This window comes from Mycobacterium europaeum (assembly GCF_034555895.2).
GTDB lineage: Bacteria > Actinomycetota > Actinomycetes > Mycobacteriales > Mycobacteriaceae > Mycobacterium > Mycobacterium europaeum.
In genome coordinates, this window is record NZ_CP157315.1 from 3,269,074 (window position 1) to 3,289,968 (window position 20,895).

The 20,895-nt window shown below is 67.2% G+C and carries 20 protein-coding genes; 3 read left to right on the forward strand and 17 right to left on the reverse strand.

Going from position 1 to position 20,895, the window contains the following annotated elements; translation table 11 throughout:
* Window positions 1-9: 9 nt before the first annotated feature.
* From U8D42_RS14795 to U8D42_RS14860, 14 genes are all read right to left on the reverse strand, one after another.
* Window positions 10-1,515, reverse strand: a complete 1,506-nt coding sequence (locus U8D42_RS14795; RefSeq protein ID WP_322859866.1) for an FAD-dependent oxidoreductase — start codon at window positions 1,513-1,515, stop codon at window positions 10-12.
* A gap of 145 nt (window positions 1,516-1,660) precedes the next feature.
* The gene (locus U8D42_RS14800) at window positions 1,661-2,143 is read right to left on the reverse strand and encodes a hypothetical protein (protein ID WP_085241500.1); all 483 of its coding nucleotides are present in this window, start codon (window positions 2,141-2,143) and stop codon (window positions 1,661-1,663) included.
* Between the two features lie 62 nt (window positions 2,144-2,205).
* Complete coding sequence (locus tag U8D42_RS14805) at window positions 2,206-2,775, reverse strand: mammalian cell entry protein (RefSeq protein WP_322859865.1); 570 nt, start codon at window positions 2,773-2,775, stop codon at window positions 2,206-2,208.
* Window positions 2,745-4,193, reverse strand: a complete 1,449-nt coding sequence (locus tag U8D42_RS14810; protein ID WP_322859864.1) for an MlaD family protein — start codon at window positions 4,191-4,193, stop codon at window positions 2,745-2,747. The genes U8D42_RS14805 and U8D42_RS14810 overlap by 31 nt, the downstream gene beginning before the upstream one ends.
* 1 nt (window position 4,194) lies before the next feature.
* A complete protein-coding gene (locus U8D42_RS14815) occupies window positions 4,195-5,334 on the reverse strand; it encodes a virulence factor Mce family protein (protein ID WP_322859863.1) in 1,140 nt (379 codons plus the stop codon).
* Entirely contained in the window at window positions 5,331-6,617 is a 1,287-nt protein-coding gene (locus tag U8D42_RS14820; RefSeq protein ID WP_322859862.1) for a virulence factor Mce family protein, read from the reverse strand. The genes U8D42_RS14815 and U8D42_RS14820 overlap by 4 nt, the downstream gene beginning before the upstream one ends.
* Entirely contained in the window at window positions 6,614-7,930 is a 1,317-nt protein-coding gene (locus U8D42_RS14825; RefSeq protein WP_322860166.1) for an MCE family protein, read from the reverse strand. The genes U8D42_RS14820 and U8D42_RS14825 overlap by 4 nt, the downstream gene beginning before the upstream one ends.
* On the reverse strand, window positions 7,927-8,955 hold the full coding sequence (locus U8D42_RS14830) for a virulence factor Mce family protein (protein ID WP_090422948.1): 1,029 nt from the start codon (window positions 8,953-8,955) through the stop codon (window positions 7,927-7,929). The genes U8D42_RS14825 and U8D42_RS14830 overlap by 4 nt, the downstream gene beginning before the upstream one ends.
* 32 nt (window positions 8,956-8,987) lie before the next feature.
* Window positions 8,988-10,418 (reverse strand): MCE family protein, encoded by a 1,431-nt coding sequence (locus U8D42_RS14835; protein ID WP_322859861.1) that lies wholly within the window; start codon window positions 10,416-10,418, stop codon window positions 8,988-8,990.
* 4 nt (window positions 10,419-10,422) lie between these two features.
* Window positions 10,423-11,280, reverse strand: coding sequence for an ABC transporter permease (locus U8D42_RS14840; RefSeq protein ID WP_322859860.1), 858 nt, complete (start codon window positions 11,278-11,280; stop codon window positions 10,423-10,425).
* On the reverse strand, window positions 11,277-11,987 hold the full coding sequence (locus U8D42_RS14845) for an MlaE family ABC transporter permease (RefSeq protein WP_431523876.1): 711 nt from the start codon (window positions 11,985-11,987) through the stop codon (window positions 11,277-11,279). The genes U8D42_RS14840 and U8D42_RS14845 overlap by 4 nt, the downstream gene beginning before the upstream one ends.
* 259 nt (window positions 11,988-12,246) lie before the next feature.
* The gene (locus tag U8D42_RS14850) at window positions 12,247-12,606 is read right to left on the reverse strand and encodes a DUF732 domain-containing protein (RefSeq protein WP_322859858.1); all 360 of its coding nucleotides are present in this window, start codon (window positions 12,604-12,606) and stop codon (window positions 12,247-12,249) included.
* Window positions 12,603-13,112: a CAP domain-containing protein gene (locus U8D42_RS14855; RefSeq protein WP_322859857.1), complete on the reverse strand. Its 510-nt coding sequence runs from the start codon at window positions 13,110-13,112 to the stop codon at window positions 12,603-12,605. The genes U8D42_RS14850 and U8D42_RS14855 overlap by 4 nt, the downstream gene beginning before the upstream one ends.
* Window positions 13,109-13,495, reverse strand: coding sequence for an STAS/SEC14 domain-containing protein (locus tag U8D42_RS14860; RefSeq protein WP_322860165.1), 387 nt, complete (start codon window positions 13,493-13,495; stop codon window positions 13,109-13,111). Before U8D42_RS14860 ends, U8D42_RS14855 begins: the two co-directional genes overlap by 4 nt.
* A gap of 197 nt (window positions 13,496-13,692) precedes the next feature.
* Between U8D42_RS14860 and U8D42_RS14865 the strand changes: the two genes are divergently transcribed.
* Both U8D42_RS14865 and U8D42_RS14870 read left to right on the forward strand, forming a co-directional pair.
* Window positions 13,693-15,192, forward strand: coding sequence for an Hsp70 family protein (locus U8D42_RS14865; RefSeq protein ID WP_322859856.1), 1,500 nt, complete (start codon window positions 13,693-13,695; stop codon window positions 15,190-15,192).
* 7 nt (window positions 15,193-15,199) lie between these two features.
* Window positions 15,200-15,865 carry a nitroreductase family protein gene (locus tag U8D42_RS14870; protein WP_322859855.1) on the forward strand — a complete coding sequence of 222 codons (666 nt, stop codon included), beginning with the start codon at window positions 15,200-15,202 and terminating at the stop codon, window positions 15,863-15,865.
* A 26-nt stretch (window positions 15,866-15,891) separates the two neighbouring features.
* Here the strand turns inward: U8D42_RS14870 and U8D42_RS14875 are convergent, their stop codons facing one another.
* Window positions 15,892-16,356, reverse strand: a complete 465-nt coding sequence (locus tag U8D42_RS14875) for a cyclic nucleotide-binding domain-containing protein (RefSeq protein ID WP_090422942.1) — start codon at window positions 16,354-16,356, stop codon at window positions 15,892-15,894.
* Between the two features lie 519 nt (window positions 16,357-16,875).
* Between U8D42_RS14875 and U8D42_RS14880 the strand changes: the two genes are divergently transcribed.
* Entirely contained in the window at window positions 16,876-17,706 is an 831-nt protein-coding gene (locus U8D42_RS14880) for an oxidoreductase (RefSeq protein ID WP_322859854.1), read from the forward strand.
* Here the strand turns inward: U8D42_RS14880 and U8D42_RS14885 are convergent.
* Together U8D42_RS14885 and U8D42_RS14890 are read right to left on the reverse strand one after the other, a co-directional pair.
* Window positions 17,690-19,225, reverse strand: coding sequence for an AMP-binding protein (locus U8D42_RS14885; RefSeq protein ID WP_322859853.1), 1,536 nt, complete (start codon window positions 19,223-19,225; stop codon window positions 17,690-17,692). The genes U8D42_RS14880 and U8D42_RS14885 overlap by 17 nt on opposite strands.
* A gap of 3 nt (window positions 19,226-19,228) precedes the next feature.
* On the reverse strand, window positions 19,229-20,746 hold the full coding sequence (locus U8D42_RS14890) for an aldehyde dehydrogenase family protein (protein ID WP_085238815.1): 1,518 nt from the start codon (window positions 20,744-20,746) through the stop codon (window positions 19,229-19,231).
* Window positions 20,747-20,895 lie beyond the last annotated feature (149 nt).

Sequence of the window (20,895 nt, forward strand, 5' to 3'; positions counted from 1 at the left end):
GACGCCGCCTCACTGCGAATCGGAATTCCACCGCCAGTCCGGCAGATGGACGTATTGCAGCGCCTCCGCGACCGTCAGCCCGCTCATCGCGCGGGCGCGGTTCTGCGCACAGTGACGCTGAAAGGTCGCCATCTCGGCCTGGCTCGGCGGGTGCGGATCGCGATACGGCACCTTCTGCCCCACCAGCATCACCAAATATCCTTCGAGCCCGAACTGATTGTCCTGCCCGATCGTGCTGGTCACAAAATGCCGAAGGAAACCCGTCGGCCCGTTCTCGTGATAGAAGTCCAGCAGCGGCTGCACCGGTGTCACGTCCACCTCGTTGCGGCACGCGGTCCAGAACTCGTTGTCGAGGCGCGTGTTGAACCGGTAGTGGATCGACAGGAAGTCCTTGATGCCGTCCCACCAGTCGACGAACAGCGTGTTGTAGAGCTCCTGCAGGCTCGGGGTCGGCTCGAGGTGCGACTCCACGAGCATCTCGACCATCGCCTTGATCTGCGACGACGAGACCATGAGCGACGTCGCCTCGAGCGGCTCGACGAAGCCGCACGCGTTGCCGATCGCGAAGACGTTCTTGACCCAGCCCTTCTCGTAGCGCCCCGAGCGGAACTTGATGACGTGATCCCACGCCGTGGCCTTCGGGTTCTTCTTCAGGAGCTCGTCGCGCGCCTGGTCGTCGCTGAGGAACTGTGACGAATAGACGTAGCCGCGATTGATCGAGTTCTCGTGGTCGATCTGCCAGCACCAGCCGGCCTCCATCGTCTCGGCGACGGTGTAGGGATAGATGAACTCGTCCGTCCGGTCCCAGCTGCCGACGATGGCGCGGTCACAGAACAGCGAGCGGTCGTACGGGACGAACGGCGTCCCCAGCGCGCGGCCGAGCAACTCGGAGCGAAAGCCGCTCGCGTCGACGTACAGGTCGGCCGAGAACGTGCGGCCGTCCTCGAGGATGATGGACTGCACGCCCTGCTCATCGACGGGCACGCCGGTGATGCGGGCATCGATCAGCTCGATGCCGCGTTCGACGGACGCTTTCTCCAGCGCCTCGACCAGCGCGGGATTGAACAGGTGCAGCGCCGTGTCGGCCGTGATCATCGGCCCCTGGCCGCTCGGGTGCCTCTCGAATGCCTTGCCCTGAGCCATCAGCGCGGAGTTCATGTTGACGCTGTCGAACTCGTCGCCGCAATAAAAGCCGTTGTAGCGCGTGAGGTCGGTGTAGAACGCGTCGAGCTGGAACTGGAACCCGTAGTCGAACGACTCGCGTGGCCCCCAGAGGAAGTGGATGCCCATCTTCCAGGTCGGCCGCACGATTGAATAGAACTCCTTCTGCGGCAGCTTCAGATAATCGAAGAGCAGGCTGATGAGCTGCGGTGTGGTGCTTTCGCCGACGCCGATCACGCCGATGTTCTTGCTGCGCACGACGCGGACCTGGAGCTGCGGGGCGTGTTGTTTGAGCGCAAGCGCCGTCAGCAGGCCGGCGCTGCCGCCGCCCACGACGAGTACGGATTCGATCATCCCGCTCCCTTGTTTCCTGTCCGCACGACCGCGCGTCTACACCTGGCCCCTAACAGAGCGGAACCCATTCAAACAGATCGCCCCGGCATCCGCTTGCTGGCCGTCTTCGTCCAGGGCACCCGTTCCGCCGACAAGAATTGACGCCCTAAACCGGATCGAAACCGGATATCAACCAGCGACCCCCGACCTTGTCCAGCGTGACCCGGACGCTGGATGCCGTGTACGCGGGCGCGTCGGCGCCGACGACCGTGGTCTGGTTGACGAACAGCAGGACGACACCGTGGTCGGGCCCCGCTGACACCGACGCCGCAGACTGGACGGTGGCCAGCGCCGAGATGTGCCGCTGCTTCGAACCGGGGATCACCACGTCCCGGGTCAGCGACGTGTAGGCGTCCTTGAACCGCCCGGTCAGCCGGTCACGCGCGGCGGCCAGATCGCGCTCGACCGTGTCGGGCCGGTAGGTCAGCAGGGCGGCGGTGGCATCCCGCGCCGCCTGGGTGGCCTCGATGCGGCCGCGGTCGGCATCGGCGATCGACGAACCCTGCCACTTCAGGACGGCGGCCGTCGACGCAAGCGCCAGCGCCAGCCCCGGTATCACACCGTATGCCAGCACCCGCGACCAGTTGATGCGGTGCGCGCGTTCGGGCACGCCGTCCGTGGGCCCGTCGACTTCGCGGTCTGAGCGCTTTCTCATGGCACGAACTCCACGTTCGACACCTTCGCCTCGCCGCCGACCTTCACCACGGAGAGCCGCATCCGCCAGGCGTGCGGCTGCTGTTCGGCCGCGGCGGCATTCGACGTACGGACTGTGACGGCGACCAGGACTTCGGCGCGGTCGCCGGACTGGGATTCGATGCCCGCTTCCGTCACCGTTCCGACGGACTTCGACTGGGTCCGCAACACCACGTCGATAAACGGCTGCGAGCGTGTGGAGAAGTTGTCGTGCAGCTGCCCGGTCGCACCCGCCAGGATGCGCCGCACGTCCGCGTCGGCTTCGCGGAAGTCAACCGTGGTGAGGTTGACCGCGCTCTGGCGACCGGCCTGCAGGAAAAGCTGGCGCTGCTCCTGCTCTTCATGCGCCCGGTGGGCGCGCAGCCCGACCCAGCCGATCAGCCCGATCAGCGCCGCGACGATGGCCAGCCCGACGGTCAGCGTCAACCGGACGGGAGGGCGGTCGCGGGACGGCTCTTCGTCTTTCGTGCGGTCCTCGAGTTCCATTGGGAGTTCGGTCAATTCGGCGGTAGCAACATCGTCTGCCATGTGCGCTCCTTTCCCCCGGCGGTCGCCAAATCCGATTGCGTGTGGACATGCCCGTCGGGGCCGACGTAGGTGCCGGTGGCCGGGTCGTACTCGGCCGCCGGGATCGGCACCGGGACGGGAGCCGGCACGGCTGGTGCCGGCGCCGCCGGGGTGCGCGGCTGCGGGACGGGCTGACCCGAAAGCGTCGCGTTCGGGTCGCCTTTCCAGTTGTAACCGTCGTTGAGCGGAATGTAGCTTTCGTCGCTGTCGCACATCTGCACCGTCGGGGCGCGTTTGCCCGGGCGGCCCACGCACGGGGTGTTGCGGACGCCGCGGACGTTTTGCGCGGAGTCCTGCGGCACCCGGCAATACAGGTCGCCCGCGGGTCGGTCCGGGTAGTCCTCCCAGGACGGAACCCGCTGCTGCTGTGCCGGCAGAAAGCCGGTCAGACACGGCGGCGGCAGGTTCAGTCGCAGGTTGAAGCTGAGGAAGGCGCCCTTGTAGCCCTGCTTGGTGTTCCTGTTCGGGACATTGATCGCCTGAATCGTTGCCACCGCCTGGGGAAGCAGGACCAATAGCTGCTCGAGGCCGGCGTGATAGGTGAGCGCCACCTGCCCGACGCCGACCAGGTTGGCGAGTATGACCGGTAGCGTCGGGTCCACCCGGTCCAAGAGCTGACGGATTTCCCCGATGGCCGGCGCGCCCTGCTCCAGCACCTGCCTGACGGCGGCGTCGCTTTTCCGCACCCCGCCCGTGAGGTCGGCGAGGTGCGCGGCCCACGCCTGCACCGCGTCGGGGGTGTCGCTCTGCGTGTCGAGCACCGGCTTGGCGTCGTCGATGAGGGTGAGCAGCGCACCGAGGTTCTTTCGCGCGTCGATGGACAGTGAGCTGGCACCGGCCACGAGCCGGGAGATGTCCGGACCGAGCCCACCGACGGCGGTGGACGCCTCGTCGACCAGCGTCTTGAGGTCCGCACGCGGGACCGACTGCATGCCCCGGTTCGCCGCATCCAGCATCGTGTCCAGGTCGGGCGGCACCGACACGCGATCGGCCCGGATCACGTCGCCGTCCCGCAGCGGCGGCGAATTCCTGCGTGGCAGCAGGGCGACGTATTGCTCCCCCACCGCCGACTGACTGTGCACCTGCGCATCGAGGTCCGACGGGATATCGATCCCGGACTTCAGCGAGAGCACCGCCGCGACGCCGGTGGTGGTGAGACGCACGCTGTCGACCCGGCCGACTTCGGTGCCGCGATAGGTGACGTTGCCGCTGGGGTACAAGCCCGCGGCCTGCGGCAACTCGACGGTGACCCGATACCGTCCGATGCCGAACATGGCCGGCACCTGGATGTAGCCGAACACCATCACTGCGCCACCGACCAGCGCGACGACGACAAAGATCGCCAGCTGGATGAGGATTCGTCTCGGCAAGGGCGGCATCTCAACGGCCCTGGTCCCAATGATACGGCGCGACAAGCGGATTGCCGGCGGTGTACGGGCTGGGCATCTGGCCGATGGTGCGGCCCCACTGCAGTTCCAACTCCGTCAGATTGCCCTCGAACCGGGTGCCGGTGAGGAATGATGCGTCGAGTCGGCTCAGCGTCAGATCGATGATGGCCGTCAGATTGGCGTAGTCCCCGCGGGCCCACTTGCTGATGGTCTCCTTCGGGAACGGATAGGTGGCGAGCAGGCTCAATGCGCGGGTCATGGCGGGACCGGCGTTGGCCAGCGATTCCAGCACCGGCGCCAGGTCGTTGAGCTCTTTGACCAGAGCGTCCTTGGTCTGCCGTGTCGAATCGGCCACCAGCGCACTGAATTTGCCGAACTGATCCAGCGCCTCCACCAGAGTCTGCCGCTCGTCGGCCAGGGTGCGAAGTGCGGCAGGGATGGCCGTCAGCGCCCTGTCCACCACCGGCTTCTGATCGGCGAACTGGCCGACCAGGGTGTTGAGGCTCTCGGCGGCGGCGATGATGTCACCAGTCTGGTCGACCACGTGGCCGGTGAAGGTGTCGAGCTGGGCTATCAGGCTGCGGAGGTCATCGGCGCGGCCGGCCAGCGCGGTGCTCAGCGACTGGGTGATGTCCTGAATCTGCCCGATCCCACCCCCGTTGAGCAACAACGAGATAGCGGCGAGCGTCTGCTCGGTCGACGGGTAACTGCCGGCCGACGACAGGGAAATCAGCGACCCCTCCCTCAACCTGCCGCGGGGCGGGACGTCGGCGGGTGGCGCGAGCTCGACGTGCAGGGAACCCAGCAGGCTGGTTTGGCCGATCGTTGCGGTCGCGTTCGCCGGCAGGTCGACATCGCCGTCGAGCCGGATGGTCAGCAGCGCATGCCAGCCCTGCCGCTCGATCCGGGTGACGTTGCCGACCGTCACGTCGCCGACCTGCACGCGCGAGTTCTGTTCCAGGGTGCCCACGTCAGGCAGTTGCGCCTGAATCGTGAACGCCCCGGGGCCGCGTCCGGCGGTTCCCGGCAGCGCCACCGAGTTCAGGCCGCGCCAGCCGCACCCCGCCGGCGCCACCATCGCCAGCGCCACCAGCAGGCCCACCACGCCGCGGCGCGGGCGCGCGCCCGTCATGATCCGCCCTCGGTCGGCAGCATCAACCCGCGCAAGCCGTCGGCGGGATTGGTCGGGTGCGCCCGGGCCGGCGCGGGCGCAACGCCCGGGCTTCCGACCGGATTCGGCTGCGGCGGAACGTAGTCCGGCCGCAACCAGTCCTCGCTGTAGGTCACCTCGTTCGGGCGCGCGGTGGCGCCGACCACCAGGTTCTCGCCCAGCGGGGGGAAGTTGTACTGACGGTTCTTGATGATCGGCGCCAGGTACTGAACGCACAGCTTCGCCGACTGGTCCCAGCCCAGGCGCGACGCCGCCTGTATCGCCCCGCACAGGAAGGCGACGGGATTGGCGAAGTTGGCGAACGCCGGCGCACCGCTCAATGTGCCTTGCGCGGGCTGATAGATGTTCATGAAGTTCTGCAGCTCGGTGGGGGCGATGTGCAACACCTGCCTCAAGTCGTCGAGGCTGTTGTTCAGCGCCGTCGACACCGACGCCAGCCTGTCCGACGTCGTGCCCAGCGCTTCCCGGTTGTCGGCCACGAAGGTCTGCACGTCGCCGACGACGTCGGAAAGTGCCGTGAGCGCGTTGGCAACCTCGTCGGGATCGTTGGTCAACAGGCCGGTGACCGAGGCCAGGTTCTGATTCAGCTGCCGCATCAGGTCACCACTGCTCTGCAGCGCCGAAACCAGGATCGACAGGTTCTTCACCGTGCTGAATAGATCGTTGCTGTGATCGCCCAGCGCCGAAACCGCTTGGGAGAGTTTGACGAGGGTGTCGCGGATGGACGCTCCCTGGCCGCGCAGGTTGTTCGCGGCGGTCGTGAGCAGTGAGCCGAGGGGGCTGAGGCCGCCGTGCGTCGGCTGCAGCATCTGGGTGAGCTTTTCGAGGTCCTGACGCAGGTCGTCCCACTCCACCGGGACCGCGGTGCGCGTCTGCGGGATCACGGCACCGTCTTGGAGCTGCGGCCCACCGGTGTAGGCGGGAGTCAGCTGAATCGCTCGGGCCGTAACCAGCGACGGCGACAGGATCACGGCCTTGGCGTCGGCGGGCACCTGATACCGGGCCTCATACCAGAAGGTGATCTTGACGCGCTCGGGCTGCGGCTCGATCTTTTTGATGTGGCCGACCGCCACACCCAGGATGCGCACCTCGTCGCCCACGAAGATGCCGTTGCTGTTGGTGAAGTACGCGACCACCGTCTTCGTGCGGCTCACCGCGGACGAGTGCCAGACCGCCGCGGCACCGGCGAGCAAGGTCAGCACCAGCGCGGCGGCCAGGGCGATCCTGGCGTTGCGGCGGTTCATCTTTCGCCGGCTTTCGGTGGTGACGGCGGTTCACCCGGCGCCGGCACGTACACCGGCGACGGCGAAGGAGGCGCCGGGGGCAGGGCCGTCTGCCCCGGGGCGAGCGGTGGTGGCCCGGGCGGCGGCCCACCCGGCGGCGGCGCGGGGGGCGGCTCACGGTAGGGGTAGCGCGGGTCACCCGGGTTGCCGGTGATCGCGTCCGGAAGGTTCAGCCTCGGCTCGCCGCCCTGACCCGTGCGCGGGAACGGGACCGGCAGGGCCGGTGTCCCCGGCTGACCGACCTGCGGATCGGTGAGTTGCGACGGCAGCAGCACATTCGGGTCCAGACCCAGGTCGGAGAACGCGGCGTCGACGAAGGGTTGGATGAACTGCCCGGGGATCAGGTTGGCGATGTAGAAGTTGAACCACGGGCCCGTGGACATCGATTCGCCGAGCGACAGCGCATAGTCATCGAACTTCCTGATCGCCTGCCGCACGCGTTCTTTGCGGTTGTCGACGATCGCCAGTACCTCGTTGAGCTTGTCCAGTGCCGGCTTGAGGGTCTGACGGTTGTCGGAGATGAGCCCCTTCATCTGCCGGCTCACCGCGGCGATGTTGCCGGAGATCTGGTCCAGCGCGCGGCTCTGGCTTCGCAATTCCGCGAGCAGCGCGTTGGTGTCGGTGACCAGCCGGGCGATCTGGTCACTGCGCTCGGACAACACGGTGGTGGCTTTGTTAGCGTTGGCCAACAGATTTCGCAATTGCGTGTCGCGGTCGCTCAACGTCTGTGAGAACCGCGCGACACCGGCCACCGCGATCTTCAGGTCGGCGGGGGTACCGGAGAAGGTGTCCGCCAGCACCGCCAGCGATTCGGATAGCCGGTTGGTGTCTATCCCGCTGATGGCGGCGCCGAGGTCGCCGAGCGCGTCGGGCAGTTGGTAGGGCGCGTGAGTGTGCTCGAGCGGGATCGGCCCGGACAGCCTGCCGTCGCCGCGGGTGGTGATCTCCAGGATCTTGGCACCCAGCAGGCTCTTGGTCTTGATCGACGCCTCGCTGCGGTCACCGAGCCGGATGTGCTTGTCTACCTCGAACGTGACGAGCACCCGGGCGCCGTCCAGCGCGATGCTGTCCACCGTGCCCGCCTTCAGACCCGAAACCTGCACGGCCGCACCGGTTAAGAGCCCACCCGCTTCGGCGAAGTATGCCGAATACTGCCTGCCCGATTTGAACACGGGCAGCTTGTCATAGGTCAGCGACACCGCCACGGCGCCCGCGACGACCACGACGCCGATCGCGCCGACAACCAGAGGATTGCGTTCGGAGAAATACTTCATCGCGGCGTGCACCTGCCCGAGGGTTGGCCGATCACTTTCACGTAGACCGGCTGCCCGCCTTTGCCATTCAGCTTGAAGAGCATTTCGCAGAGATAAAAGCTGAAGAAGTCGCCATACAGGCCCTGCCGGTTCAGCATCTGGTAGGCGTCCGGCAAGGTGTTGAGGAAGTCGTCGAAGTAATCGCGGTCGGCCATGATCAGTCCGCCCACCCGGTCCCCCTCGCTGAGGATCTTCGCCAGGGGCGCACGGCCTTTAGCGAGCAGATCGGCCATCGAACCGGCCGCGGCATTGGCGTAGGCGATCCCGTTGCTGATGTCTCGCTTACGGTCGGCGAGCGTTGCCAGCAGCCGGGACAGCGAGTCGACGGTCTTCGCGAACTGGGCGCTTTGGTCTCCGAGCGAGCCCAACACCGTGTTGAGGTTCACGATGACCTGCCCGATGAGCTGGTCCCGGTCCGCCAGGGTGTTCGTCAGGGCGGCGGTGCGCGCCAAGACGGAACCGATCGTTGGGCCCTCTCCCTGGAACGCCTTGATGAGTTCGCTGGACAAGGTGTTGACCTGATTGGGATCCAGCGCGCGGAACAACGGGCGGAAGCCGCCGATCAGCGCGTCCAGGTCGAGCGCCGGCGACGTCCGGCCCAGCGGAATGGTGTCGCCAGGCCGGAGTTGCCTGGTGCCACCGGGGCCTTCCTGTAGCGCCAGGTAGCGGCCGCCGATCAGGTTCTGGTAGCGGATGACCGCCTTGCTGCCCTCCGTCAACACCACGGTGTCGTCGGCGCTGAAGTCGACGAGCACGGTGCCGTCGTCCTGCACCGAGATCTTGCTGACCTTGCCGACTTCGACGCCCGCGATGCGGACGAAGTTGCCGGCCTCGAGCCCGGACACGTTGCTGAACCTGGCCTGGTAGCGCAACTCGTTGCCGAACCGCAGCTGCGCGAAGATCGCCAGCATCGCAACCAGGCCCAGGGTGCACACGACCAAGAAGATGGCCAGGCGCCAGATGGCGCCCGACAGGTTCTCCTTCATGGCGTGCTCCTCTTACGTGGGTTGGCTGGTCGTCACGGCGGTGGCGGTGCGGGGGTGGGCTGCAGCTGCGCGGGGGCGGGTATCACGGCCGGTTCCGACCCGGGCGGCGGGGGCCCCGGTTCGGGCGGCGCGCCCGGCGGTGGCGCCGGCGGCAGGCCCGGGTATAGCGGTGTTCCGTCCGGGGCGTATTGCGGGGCGCCGTAGGGCGGCGCCCCCGGGTACGGGATCGGCCCGGGAGCGGGACCCCCGGGGTAGCGGATGCTGGGCGGTTCTGGGATTCCGCGGGTCACGGGCAGGTAGTCGGCGTATCCCGGGAACGCGATGCCGGGGTTGGGCCGGATATCCAGACCGGTTCCCCACCCGGTGTTCGTAATCAACTCACGCAGTGGCCAATTCGCTGCGACGTCCGGGAGCGATCCGCAGCCCGGCTTACCTCCGGGCCCGCCCCTGGCGCCGACGATCGGAAGGTTCTGCGGGTAGCGGTATTGGTCCGCGCCGAACAGCGGCGTGCTGTCGATGATCAGCGAGTAGCCGTTGGCGCCGCCCATCGCGTCCCGGTACCCGGTGTCGAGGGCGGTCTTCGCGCCGACGAGCATGCACGTCAGTGCGGGGTTGTATTTCATCAGCAGGCTCGTCGTGGGCTCGAGCAGGTTCACCGCCTTGATGAGGTTGTCCTTGTTGGGGCCAACGAGATTGATACCCGCGCGAGACAGGCCGATGACGCCGGCGAGCAGCGCGTCGAGGGCGGCTGAGTCGTGGTCGATCGTGCCGCTGGTAACGCTGGCCGCGTCGAGCACCCGCAGAATGTCCTGCGCGGCAGGGCTATAGGTGTCGTTGACGCGCTTGACCGCGCGAATGTCCGCCCTGACCGTCTCGGCGCGCGGATTGATCGCGCGCAGCACCTCGTTGGCGTCGGTGATGCCCTGCCCGATGACTGCGCCCCTTCCGCGCAAACCCTCGGCCAGGGCGGACAGGACGGCCTGCAGCTTGGCCGGGTCGACCTCGTCCAGCACCTTGACGAGATTGGCGAACATGGTGTTGACCTCGGTGCCGACGTTGTCGACCCGGATCACCGCCCCGGCCGCCAGGCGCTGGGGGCTGGGCTGGCTCGGATACACGAGGTCGACGTATTTCGCGCTGAAGAAGGTGGTCGCCCTGATGCGGGCACGCACGTTCGCCGGGATGTATTGGATCTGGTTGGGGTCCAGATCCAGCCTGAGGCTCACGTGGTCCTTGGCGGTGGCGATCGCGGCGACCCGGCCCACCTGCACCCCGCGCATCTTGACCTTCCCGCCGCGGTCCATCACCAGGCCGGCCCGGTCGGATATCGCCGTCACCGGCACGTAGGACTTGAACGACCCGGAGAAGAAGGCGGACGTCAGCACGATGGCGGCGAGCGTGGCGACGGCCGAAATCAGTGTCCACCACGCGGGATGCATCCCCTCCGAGCGCGATTCCGACATGGCCCTACCCCGAGAGATTGAAGTGGCCGGACTGGCCGTGTACGGAAAGGGAGATCGCCAGCACCATGAGCGTCAGCACGATGAGAGAAGTGCGGACGGAGTGGCCGACCGCCCGGCCCACGCCGGCGGGACCGCCCCACGCGTTGTAGCCGTAGTAGGTGTGCACGAGCATGACGGCGATTGCCACGGCGATCACCGTGACGAAAGACCACAGCAGGTCGGTCGAATTGAGAAATGTGCGGAAGTAGTGGTCGTACACACCGGTGGACTGGCCGTAGATGCCCGTCGTGCCGAACCGGGCCGCCTGAAACGCACACACCACCGCCACGCAGTACAGCGGGATGACCACGACGACGCCCGCGACCACCCGGGTGGAGACGAGATAGGCGATCGATCGCACCGCCATCACCTCGAGCGCGTCGATCTCGTCGGCGATCCGCATCGCGCCCAATTGCGCGGTCGCGCCCGCGCCGATGGTCGCGGCCAGGCCGACCCCGGCAACCGCAGGGGAAATGATGCGTACGTTGACATAGGCGGAGATGAATCCCGTCATTGCCTCGACGCCGATGCCCGACAGCTGGTTGTAGCCCTGTACCGCGATGACCGCGCCGGTCGACAGGGTCAGGAAGCCCACGATCACCACGGTGCCGCCGATCACCGCCAGCGCGCCGGTGCCCAGGCTCATCTGAGCGACCAGTCGGATGATCTCCTTCCCGTACCGAAGGAAGGCCGTCCGCATTTCGGTGATCGCCATCGCATAGAACTTCACCTGCGCCCCAACGTGATTCCAATCAGCGGCGACGCGGTCGGCCGCGTGCTGCAGCCAGTCGAATCGCCGGTGCATCGCGCTGTCGGCGGTCATTGCGGGCCCGTGTAGTAGACGGCTGTCGCCACGATGTTGATGACGAACAGCGCGACGAACGAATAGACGACGGTCTCGTTGACGGCGTTGCCGACGCCTTGCGGGCCGCCGCCGACGGAAATGCCTTTGTAGCAAGCGATCAGAGCGGCCGCCATCCCGAACAGTGCCCCTTTGACCAGCCCGAGGACGAGGTCGGACAGGTGGGTGAGCAGCGTCAGACCCGCGGCGAAGGCGCCCGGGGTGACGTGTTGCACGAAGACCGAGAAGAAGAACGACCCGGCCATGCCCACCAGGGTCACCAGCGACACCAGGGACACCGCGACGACGGTGGCCGCCAGCACCCGCGGCGCGGCCAGCCGGCGAACCGGGTCGACGCCCATCACCCGTAACGCATCGAGTTCGTCGTGGATGGCGCGCGCTCCCAGGTCGGCGCACATCGCCGTGGCCCCGGTGCCCGCGACCACCAGGACGGTCACGACCGGCCCGATCTGGGTGACCGAGGCGGTCGCGGCGCCGGTGCCGGAGAAGTCGGCCGCCCCGAACTCGACCAGCAGGATGTTCATGGTGAACACGACGAGCACGGTGAACGGGATCGTCAGCAACAGCGTCGGAATGATAGACACCCGGGCCACGAACCAGGTTTGCAACAGAAACTCGCGCCACGGAAAGGGCAGCTTGAACATCGCCACGAATGTGTCGAGCGACATCGCGAAGAAATCGCCGACCGATCGCAGGGGTTTGGTGACCGACTCTGCGGAAATCACGGCAAACCCCTCCTGCGGCCTGTAAATACGGCCGTTGTCGCGACGCCCGAACGCCTGACATGGGGCCGCTTGTGGGGAAGCGTACGACAAGTGTCCACGACGCAACGGCACATTCGCAATCTTTGCCGCCCCAACGCGAAATGCACCTGGCCCGAACAACATCCACAACAATACGAATGGCTGAGATATCCGACCGGTGTTGTCATCGCGGCGCGGCCCCGGGGGGAAGATATCCGGCGGCCGATTGCCGTAATTGCCAGATCTGCGCGGGGCACAATTCACCGACGGCCTGGCTGATCAGATACGACGCCTGATACTCGTCGGAGTTGCCGAAGTCCGCTTTGACCTCCGCCATGATCTGCGCGTAGCGCTCCCCCGCCCGCACCTTCTCGCAAATGCCGTTCCCGTACGCCAAGGCGGCGTCGGCGTTGGCGAAGTTGTAGCCCGGGCGCACCGTCACGTTGACGAGGTAGGCCACCGCATCGGCCCGCGCCGGGGGTGGCCCGCCGCCGCACAGCAGGACGGCAGCCGCGGCAGGACCGGTCAGCCGGTGAAGGTTCATCTCGGCGCCCGAGCGCCGGGTGCGCCGTACATCGCCACGACGACACTGCGGTCCAGGCTGTTCTCCGACCACACCCCCATCTGCGTGTAGGAACAATTTCGCATGATCGCCAGGTAGGCGGGGTTGGAGTACCACTGGTTGATCACCTCGAGCCCGCTGATAGCCAGCGCCGGGTTGATCGCCACGGTCTCGGCGACGCTGCCCCCGTAGCCCGCGGCATTCGCCCGATCCTGCGGTGTCGAGCCGTCGGAGCCGATGTCGCCGTCGAGCGCGCGGTTGGTGAGCACATCGTCGGTGTGCCATTGCGCGGCGAGCTGCAGTTGCGGGTTGATCCGCACGTCGTTGGTGCAACCGGCGTTGTGTTGGACGGTGTAGACATTGGCGACGACTCCGTCGTTGAGCCGCTTGTTATCCGCGTTCGCCAGTGGCGGGCGGGCGAGTACCGCGCCGGCCAGCAGACCGGCCAGGATCGCCGTGCAGCAACAAATGGAGTCGCGCAGTTTCATGCGGCCCCGCGCCTACCGCCGGGTTTGGAAATCCATTGGCGTGCCTTTTCGGCCTCGGCGTTCGAAAAGGTTCGGTACCTCCCGGGCCATAGGAATCCGAGGAGTTCAGTCAGTTTCGCCACATGCTTCACCCATGGCAGGTCACTGACGACCGCGCACCGATCCCAGTCGAAGTAGTGGTCCACTCCGAACTTCGAATCCGCCCACACCGCGCTCGGCCCGAGAAGGGTTAAATCAGATGCGATTTCGCAATAAATCCGAACCTTTTTGTGCCGGGTCAGTTTGTCTTCGAAGCTGGGTATCAGCACCGCGTCGTAATCGGCCTTGGTCACGTGCCCATGAATGGCGAACGCGGCCACGTCGTCGGGAAAGCCGCGAAGCATCTCGATCACGGTGCCTCCTGGAAACAAACGCAAATCTTCTTCGATCCGGTCATCGTCTCCGCGCCGAGCGCGGCGGCCTAGGGGCCAAAGTCATCGGAAGATGCGACCGGTGGCCGCTCACTCGAGGACCCGTCGGGCCGCGGCGCGCCGGGCAGAAAGCTTGTTTCAGGCCCCCGGCGCGGTCCTAAAATTGCGCGATGAGGGTCGGCATCGACTTTGGCACCACACACACCGTCGTCGCGGCCGTCGACCGGGGCAACTACCCCGTCGTCTCGTTTGACGGAGTCGATACCTGGCCTTCGCTGATCGCCGCCAACGCCGCCGGTGAGTTGCGGTTCGGTTTGGACGCCGCCGCGGTCCGCCACGAGTCGGGATGGTCGGTGCTCCGATCGTTCAAGCGCCTCCTCACCGAGGCCGGGCCGCAGACCGAAGTCAGCCTGGCCGGCCGCAACCATCGACTGGCCGACCTTCTCACCGGCTTGCTGGCCCAGCTGAAAAGCGACCTACAGCGTCGTTCGAATGCCGGCCTTGCCCCGGGCGAGACCATCGAGGCCGCGATCAGCGTGCCGGCCAATGCTTCCAGCGCCCAACGCCTGCTGACACTGGACTCCTTCGTTGCCGCCGGTTTCCACGTCGTCGCGCTGCTGAACGAGCCGTCGGCTGCGAGCCTGGAATATGCCCACCGGTACCGCTCCACGATCACCGCCAAGCGTGAGTACGTCTTGATCTACGACCTCGGCGGGGGCACCTTCGACGCCTCGCTGCTGAAGATGACCGGCCACGCGCATGAAGTGGTGATCAGCGAGGGCATTCAGCGGCTCGGCGGCGACGACTTCGACGAGGCGATCCTCGGGCTCGTCGTCTCCCGGTCGGATCTGCAGACGGCGGATCCCGCCACGCTCGACTTGCTCAGAGAGGAATGCGTGGCCCGCAAGGAGGCCATCGGGCCACAGACGCGGCGCTTCCTGGCCGACCTTTCCGCCGTGGACCGGCCCCCGTTCTCCTGCCCCATCGACGACATCTATTCGGCCTGCGCGCCGCTCGTCGACAAGACGGCGGAATTGCTCGATCGCGTCCTGTACGACGTGACGTGGTCCGAGGTGGCGGGCATCTACGTCGTGGGCGGCGCCGGAGCCTTCCCGCTGGTTTCGCGGATGCTGCGCACCACCTTCGGCGATAAGCGGGTGAAGCGTTCGCCGCACCCGTTCGCCGCGACGGCCATCGGGTTGGCGGTCTTTTTGGACAAAGCGGCCGGTTTCGCCCTGTCCGAACGCTTCTCGCGCAACTTCGGGGTCTTCCGCGAGGCGGAGGCCGGTGCCGGCGTCGTGTTCGACCCGATCGTGTGCAAGGACGTCTCACTGCCGGCCGACGGCCAGACCCCGCTGGTGGTCAGGCGGACCTATCGGGCGGCACACAACATCGGACACTTCCGGTTCGTCGAGTGCAGCCGCGTCGTCAACGGCCGGCCCGACGGGGACGTGACGCCTTACGATCCGGTGCTCTTCCCCTTCGACCCGGCCCTGCGCGATCAGGAGGACCTCGGGCGCCAGCCGGTCGGCCGGTGGAAGGACGGCCCGGACGTCGAGGAGCGTTACGTCATCACTCCCAGCGGGGCCGTCGAGGTCACCCTGACGACGCGCCCCGCCGGCTTCGAGCGCACCTTCCGTTTGGAGCGCTGCGCCTCCGTGAGCGCGTGACGCGGCCATGGAGCTCTATGACGTCATGCGAACGACCTTCGCGGCGCGGGAATTCACCGACGACACGCTGCCCGACGAGGTGTTGTGGCGCATCCTCGACAGCGCCCGGTTCGCGCCGAGCGGCGGCAACCGGCAGGGCGCCCACATCACCGTGGTGCGCGACCCGGACGTCCGTCGCCGACTCGCCGAGCTGGGTACGGCCGCCGCCCGCCGCTACTTCGCCCAGCTCCAGGCGGGTGAAAACCCCTGGAATTCGATCCATCCCAGCGGCGTGCCGCAGGACATCATCGACCGAACGGAAATCCCCGAGACGTTCGTCGCGCCGATCGTGAAAGCGCCGGTCGTGCTTGTCTTTTCGGTCGATTTGACCGTGGTCGCGGCCGTCGATCAGGATCTGAGCCGCGTCGGCCTGGCCAGCGGGGCATCCGTATATCCGCTGGTATGGAATGTCCTGCTGGCCGCCCGCGACGAGGGCTACGGCGGGACGATCACCACGATGGCCATCGCGGCCGAGGCGCACGTTCGCCAATTGCTAGGCATCCCGGATCAGCACGCGGTTGCCGCGATCGTGCCGCTCGGCAAGCCGGTGCGGCAACTGACGAAGCTGCGGCGGCGCGCGGTTGCGGAGTTCGTTACCCGTGACCGTTTCGACGGCCCGGCGTTCGACGGCTGAGGGCCCGTCCCTGGGCCGGTCCGTCCTTATCCGATGACATCGGCATAGATGTCTAGGAGCCGGAACCTTGTCGCATCGAGATACTCTCCGAGAACCGCGATCACACGCTTCTGCAGCTCGTACCCGAGTTCGTGGTCCTCTTCGCACTTGTCGCGCAGGCACTTGCCGTCGAAACCGATGGCGCGCGTCGTCTCGACGGCGCGCGCGTCGAACCGCGAGTTGTACGGCGGCACCAACCACGACCATCCGAGGATGTCTCCGTCTCCGAGTGTCTGCACCGTCAAGCTGCCACGGCCCAGAACGGCGGTTTCGAGCGCGATCCTGCCGGCGCGGATGAGGTAGAAGTGATCAGCGGGGCGGCCCTCGCGGAAGATCAAGTCACCCGCGGCGAAGCGCATGTTTGCCGCACACCCGACCGCCAACTCCAAATAGCGCGGGTCCATCCCGCGGAAGAACGGGTGTCTGGCCAGAACGCCTTCAAGCGTCCGCACTGCCTGCTTCCTTCACCGGTGCCTGATCAGTTCCTCGAGTCGGACGATAGTCGATTATGAAGGCCTCGTCCCGGGATCGAAGGGAAGAATTGCCCGCCGAAAGCCGACGCCGGGTGTCGGACCACCCTCGTACGATGCTTTCGTCATCCCCCGCGACTTCCCGACGAGGGATGTAGTCGACGCGATCGAGTTGGACGACGATCGGAACCCACCTTGGGTACCCGACGTCGGGGGCCTATCACCGGTTAACGCTGCCCTGGCGTACACGCGGGCGAGCTGGTACGTCCTGCCGACCGACCCCGCTGATATCAAGAACCCCGGCAGCGTCGTACATGGCCACCGGCAGGACCAGTCAAGCCGCGGCCCCCGGCAGATACGCGCATGGTGGCGCGATTCGCACGCCTGAAGTGGCGGCCATATCGACGGCCGCACGACGAGTGACCTGTCCAAGTCAGTACCGTAGTCTGACAAAACATTTCACGGTACCAGTTGCGTCTCGGCGAGAAGGAGCCATCCCGTATGTCCACCTGGCTGATCACCGGATGCTCGACCGGACTCGGTCGCGCGCTTGCCGAAGCCGTCATCGGGGCCGGCCACAACGCGGTCGTCACCGCGCGCGACGTCGCGAAGGTCGCCGACCTGGCGTCTGCCGTGCCGGACCGGGTGCTGGCGGCGGCTCTTGACGTCACCGACCCCGCACAGGTCGCCTCGGTTGTGCGGCAGGCCGACGACCGGTTCGGCGGCGTCGACGTACTGGTGAACAACGCCGGCTACGGGTACCGCGCCGCGGTCGAGGAGGGCGACGACGCCGACGTGCGCGCCCTGTTCGAGACGCACTTCTTCGGCACCGTCGCGATGATCAAGGCGGTCCTGCCGGGCATGCGGGCGCGCCGCAGCGGCGCGATCGTGAACATCTCCTCGATCGGCGCAACGGTAACCCCGGTGGGCTCCGGCTACTACGCGGCGGCCAAAGCCGCGGTCGAAGGCATGAGCGGCGCGCTGCGCGGTGAGCTTGCCCCGCTGGGCATCTCGGTGACCATCGTCGAGCCGGGTGCGTTCCGCACCGATTTCGCCGGGCGGTCGCTCGTCCAGTCGGCCACCGTCATCGACGACTACGCGGGCACCGCGGGGCAGCGCCGCAAGGAGAACGACACCATGCACGGGAACCAGGCGGGCGACCCCGCCAAGGCGGCCACCGCGATCATCGCGGCGGTCGAGTCGAGCGAGCCGCCCGGTTTCCTGCTGCTCGGACCCGACGCGCTGGCCATCTACCGCTATGTCGCGGACACGCGCGCCACCGAGATCGCGAAATGGGAACAGCTGACGAGCGGCACTAACTTCGGGCCGTAACCGCCTGCCGCAGCTGGTTTTTGGCCAGTTTACCGGTCGGCGTCCGGGGCAGGTCGTCGACGAACTCGACCGAACGGGGCGCCTTGTAGTGGGCGATACGATCGCGGACGTACTCGATGAGCTCTCTTGCGAGGCAGTCCGTTCCGCTCATCCCGGGTGTCAGCTGGACGAAGGCTTTGACCTCCTCGCCCATTTCGGGGTGGGGCACCCCGATGACCGCGACGTCGAGCACTGCGGGGTGCAGCGCGAGGGCGTTCTCCACTTCCTGGGGATAGATGTTGACGCCACCGGAGATGATCATGAACGACTTGCGGTCGCTCAGGTACAGAAATCCCTCGGGATCGAGGTAGCCGACGTCGCCGACGGTGGTCCAGAACCGATGTTCGGGGTGGCAGGCCGCGGCGGTCTTGTCGGGATCATTGTGGTACTCGAACGGTAAGTGGTCGCGTTCGAAGTACACGGTGCCCACCGCACCGACGGGTAGCTCGTTTCCCTCGTCGTCGCAGATGTGCAGCGTGCCGAGCACGCTTTGTCCCACCGACCCCGGGTGGGTGAGCCAGCGCTTCGAGTCGATGTAAGTCAGGCCGTGGGCTTCGGTGGAGCCGTAGTACTCGTAGAGAATCGGGCCCAGCCACTCGATCATCGCCCGTTTGACATCGGCGGGACAGGGCGCGGCGGAATGCATGAGCATCCGCAGGCTCGACAGGTCGTAACGGCCGCGGATGGTCTCGTCGAGTCTGAGCAGCCGGACGAACATGGTGGGGACCAACTGGGCGACGGTCACCCGGTACCGCTCGATATACCGCAGGGTGGCCTCGGCGTCGAACTTCTTGGCCAGCACCACCGTTCCGCCGAGCGCCTGCACCATGCCGCACCATCGCAGGGGTGCCGCATGGTAGACGGGCGCCGGAGACAGATAGACGTCGGTGACGTCGATCCCGTAGACGTGGCTCGCCATCGCGACGATCGGATCGCCCGGTTCGTCGACGCGACGGTCCGGCAGCGGGGGCTTGACGCCCTTGGGGAATCCGGTTGTGCCGGAGGAGTACAGCATCACCGCCCCGGACGGCTCCTCGCGCAGGCGCGGGCCGGCCCCCGCGAGACCGGTTTCGTAGCAGGCGAAACCGGGGACGGCGCCGCCGAATGCCAGCCGCAGTCCGGGGCCGCCGGCCCGGGCGGCGACTTCGGCCGCCAGGTCGGCCAGCGCAGCAGAGGCGATCAGCGCGCGTGCACCCGAGTCACGCACGATGTAGGCGGCCTCCTGCGCCGTGAGGTGGTGGTTGACGGCGGTGATGTACAGGCCCGATCGTTGCGTCGCCCAGTACACCTCCAACACCTCGGCGGCGTTGTCGGACAGCAGCGCGACGACATCGCCACGGCGGAGCCCGGCGTCGTAGAGCAGCCGCGCCAGCGCGGCGGAATTCTCGTCGAGTTGCCGGTAGGTCAGCACCTCCCCGGTCTCGGCGAGGACGACGGCGGGCCGGTCGGGACCGTTCTTGGCGTGGGCGGCCGGGTACATCGATCAGGCCGTTGCGGGGGCGGACACGACAACGGCGTAGACCCGCTTGGCGCGGTCGTTGGTCATGTCGACGTGCACGAACTTCTGCTCGGTGTACTCGTCGAGGGCGGTGGGTCCCAATTCCCGCCCCAGACCGCTTTGCTTCACACCGCCGAAGGGGAACATCGCGTTGACCATGTGCCAGTCGTTGATCCACACCGTGCCGGACTCCAATTCGCGCGCGATCGCCAACGCGCGTTCGTTGTCCGTGCTCCACACGCCCGCGGACAATCCGTACTCGCTGTCGTTGGCGATCGCGACCGCCTCGGCGTCGTCGGCGCACTTGATCACGACGAGCACCGGCCCGAAGATCTCCTCCCGGGCCACCCGCATGTCGTTGGTGGCCCCGGTCAGGATCGTCGGCCCGACCCAATGACCGTCGGCCCACCGCGCGTCGGCGGGAACCGTGCCCTGGAAGGCGATCTTGCATCCCGCCTCTTGGCCGAGCGCGATGTACTTCTCCACCCGCGCTTGCTGTTTGGCCGAGATCAGCGGGCCGACGTCGGTGGCCGGGTCCATCGGATCGCCCACGACAAGGGTGGACGCGCGGGCGACCAGGCGTCGCACGAACTCGTCGTGAATCGACTCGTGCAGCAACAGCCGCGTACCGGACTCGCAGGCCTGACCACACATCAGCAGGAATCCGAACAGCGTGCCGTCGACCGCCAGGTCCAGATCGGCGTCGTCGCAGACGATGTTGGCGCCCTTGCCGCCCAGCTCGAGGGTGACCCTCTTGACGTTGCCGGCGGCGGCGCGCATCACGGCCTTGCCGACTTCGGTCGAGCCGGTGAAGGCCACCTTGCGAACATCGGGGTGTTCGGCGAGCCGGGCGCCCACGACCGGGCCGGGCCCGGTGACGACGTTCAGCACCCCCGCCGGCAAACCGACGTCGTCTGCCGCCCTGGCCAGTTCGAGCAACGTCAGCGGAGTCTGCTCGTCGGGCTTGAGCACTATCGTGTTGCCCGCCGCCAACGCGGGGCCCAGCTTCCACACCGCCAGCAGCAACGGGAAGTTCCACGGCACGATGCCTGCGCAGACGCCGACCGGCTCGCGGCGAAGCACACCGGCGGCCAGCGTCGGCGCTTGGATCAACGGTCCGGTTTCCTCGAATGCATACGAGCGCGCCAGGGAGGCGAAGTATTTCAGGTGGGCGATCGAGTAGCCCAGCAGGAACGCGCCCGCCGACCGTGCGGTCGCACCGTTTTCGCGTACCTGCAGCACGGTCAGCTCGTCGAGCCGCGCGGCGAGGTTGTCCGCGATCGCGTCGAGGATGCGGGCGCGTTCGGCCGGGGGCGTCAACCGCCATACACCGCAGGCATGTGCCGCGTGCGCCGCGGCGACGGCCTCGTCGGCCACGCTGACGTCGCCGCGGGCAACGGTCGCGACCACTTGACTCGTCGCGGGGTCGCGCACCTCCGACCTGCTCGAGGTGTCGCGCCACCGCCCGTCGATGTACATCGGATAGTGCGGAATGCCAGTCATGTCGTCCTCGCTCTCGTCATCGGATCCGTCGGCGCCATCGCGCGAGACCACGCCATCCGTCGGCGGCGTGGTGCGCGGCGCTGACCCCGGCCGGGATGCCGAGCGGGGCAGCGAAAATGGCGACGATGGTGATCAGGCCGATCATCGGT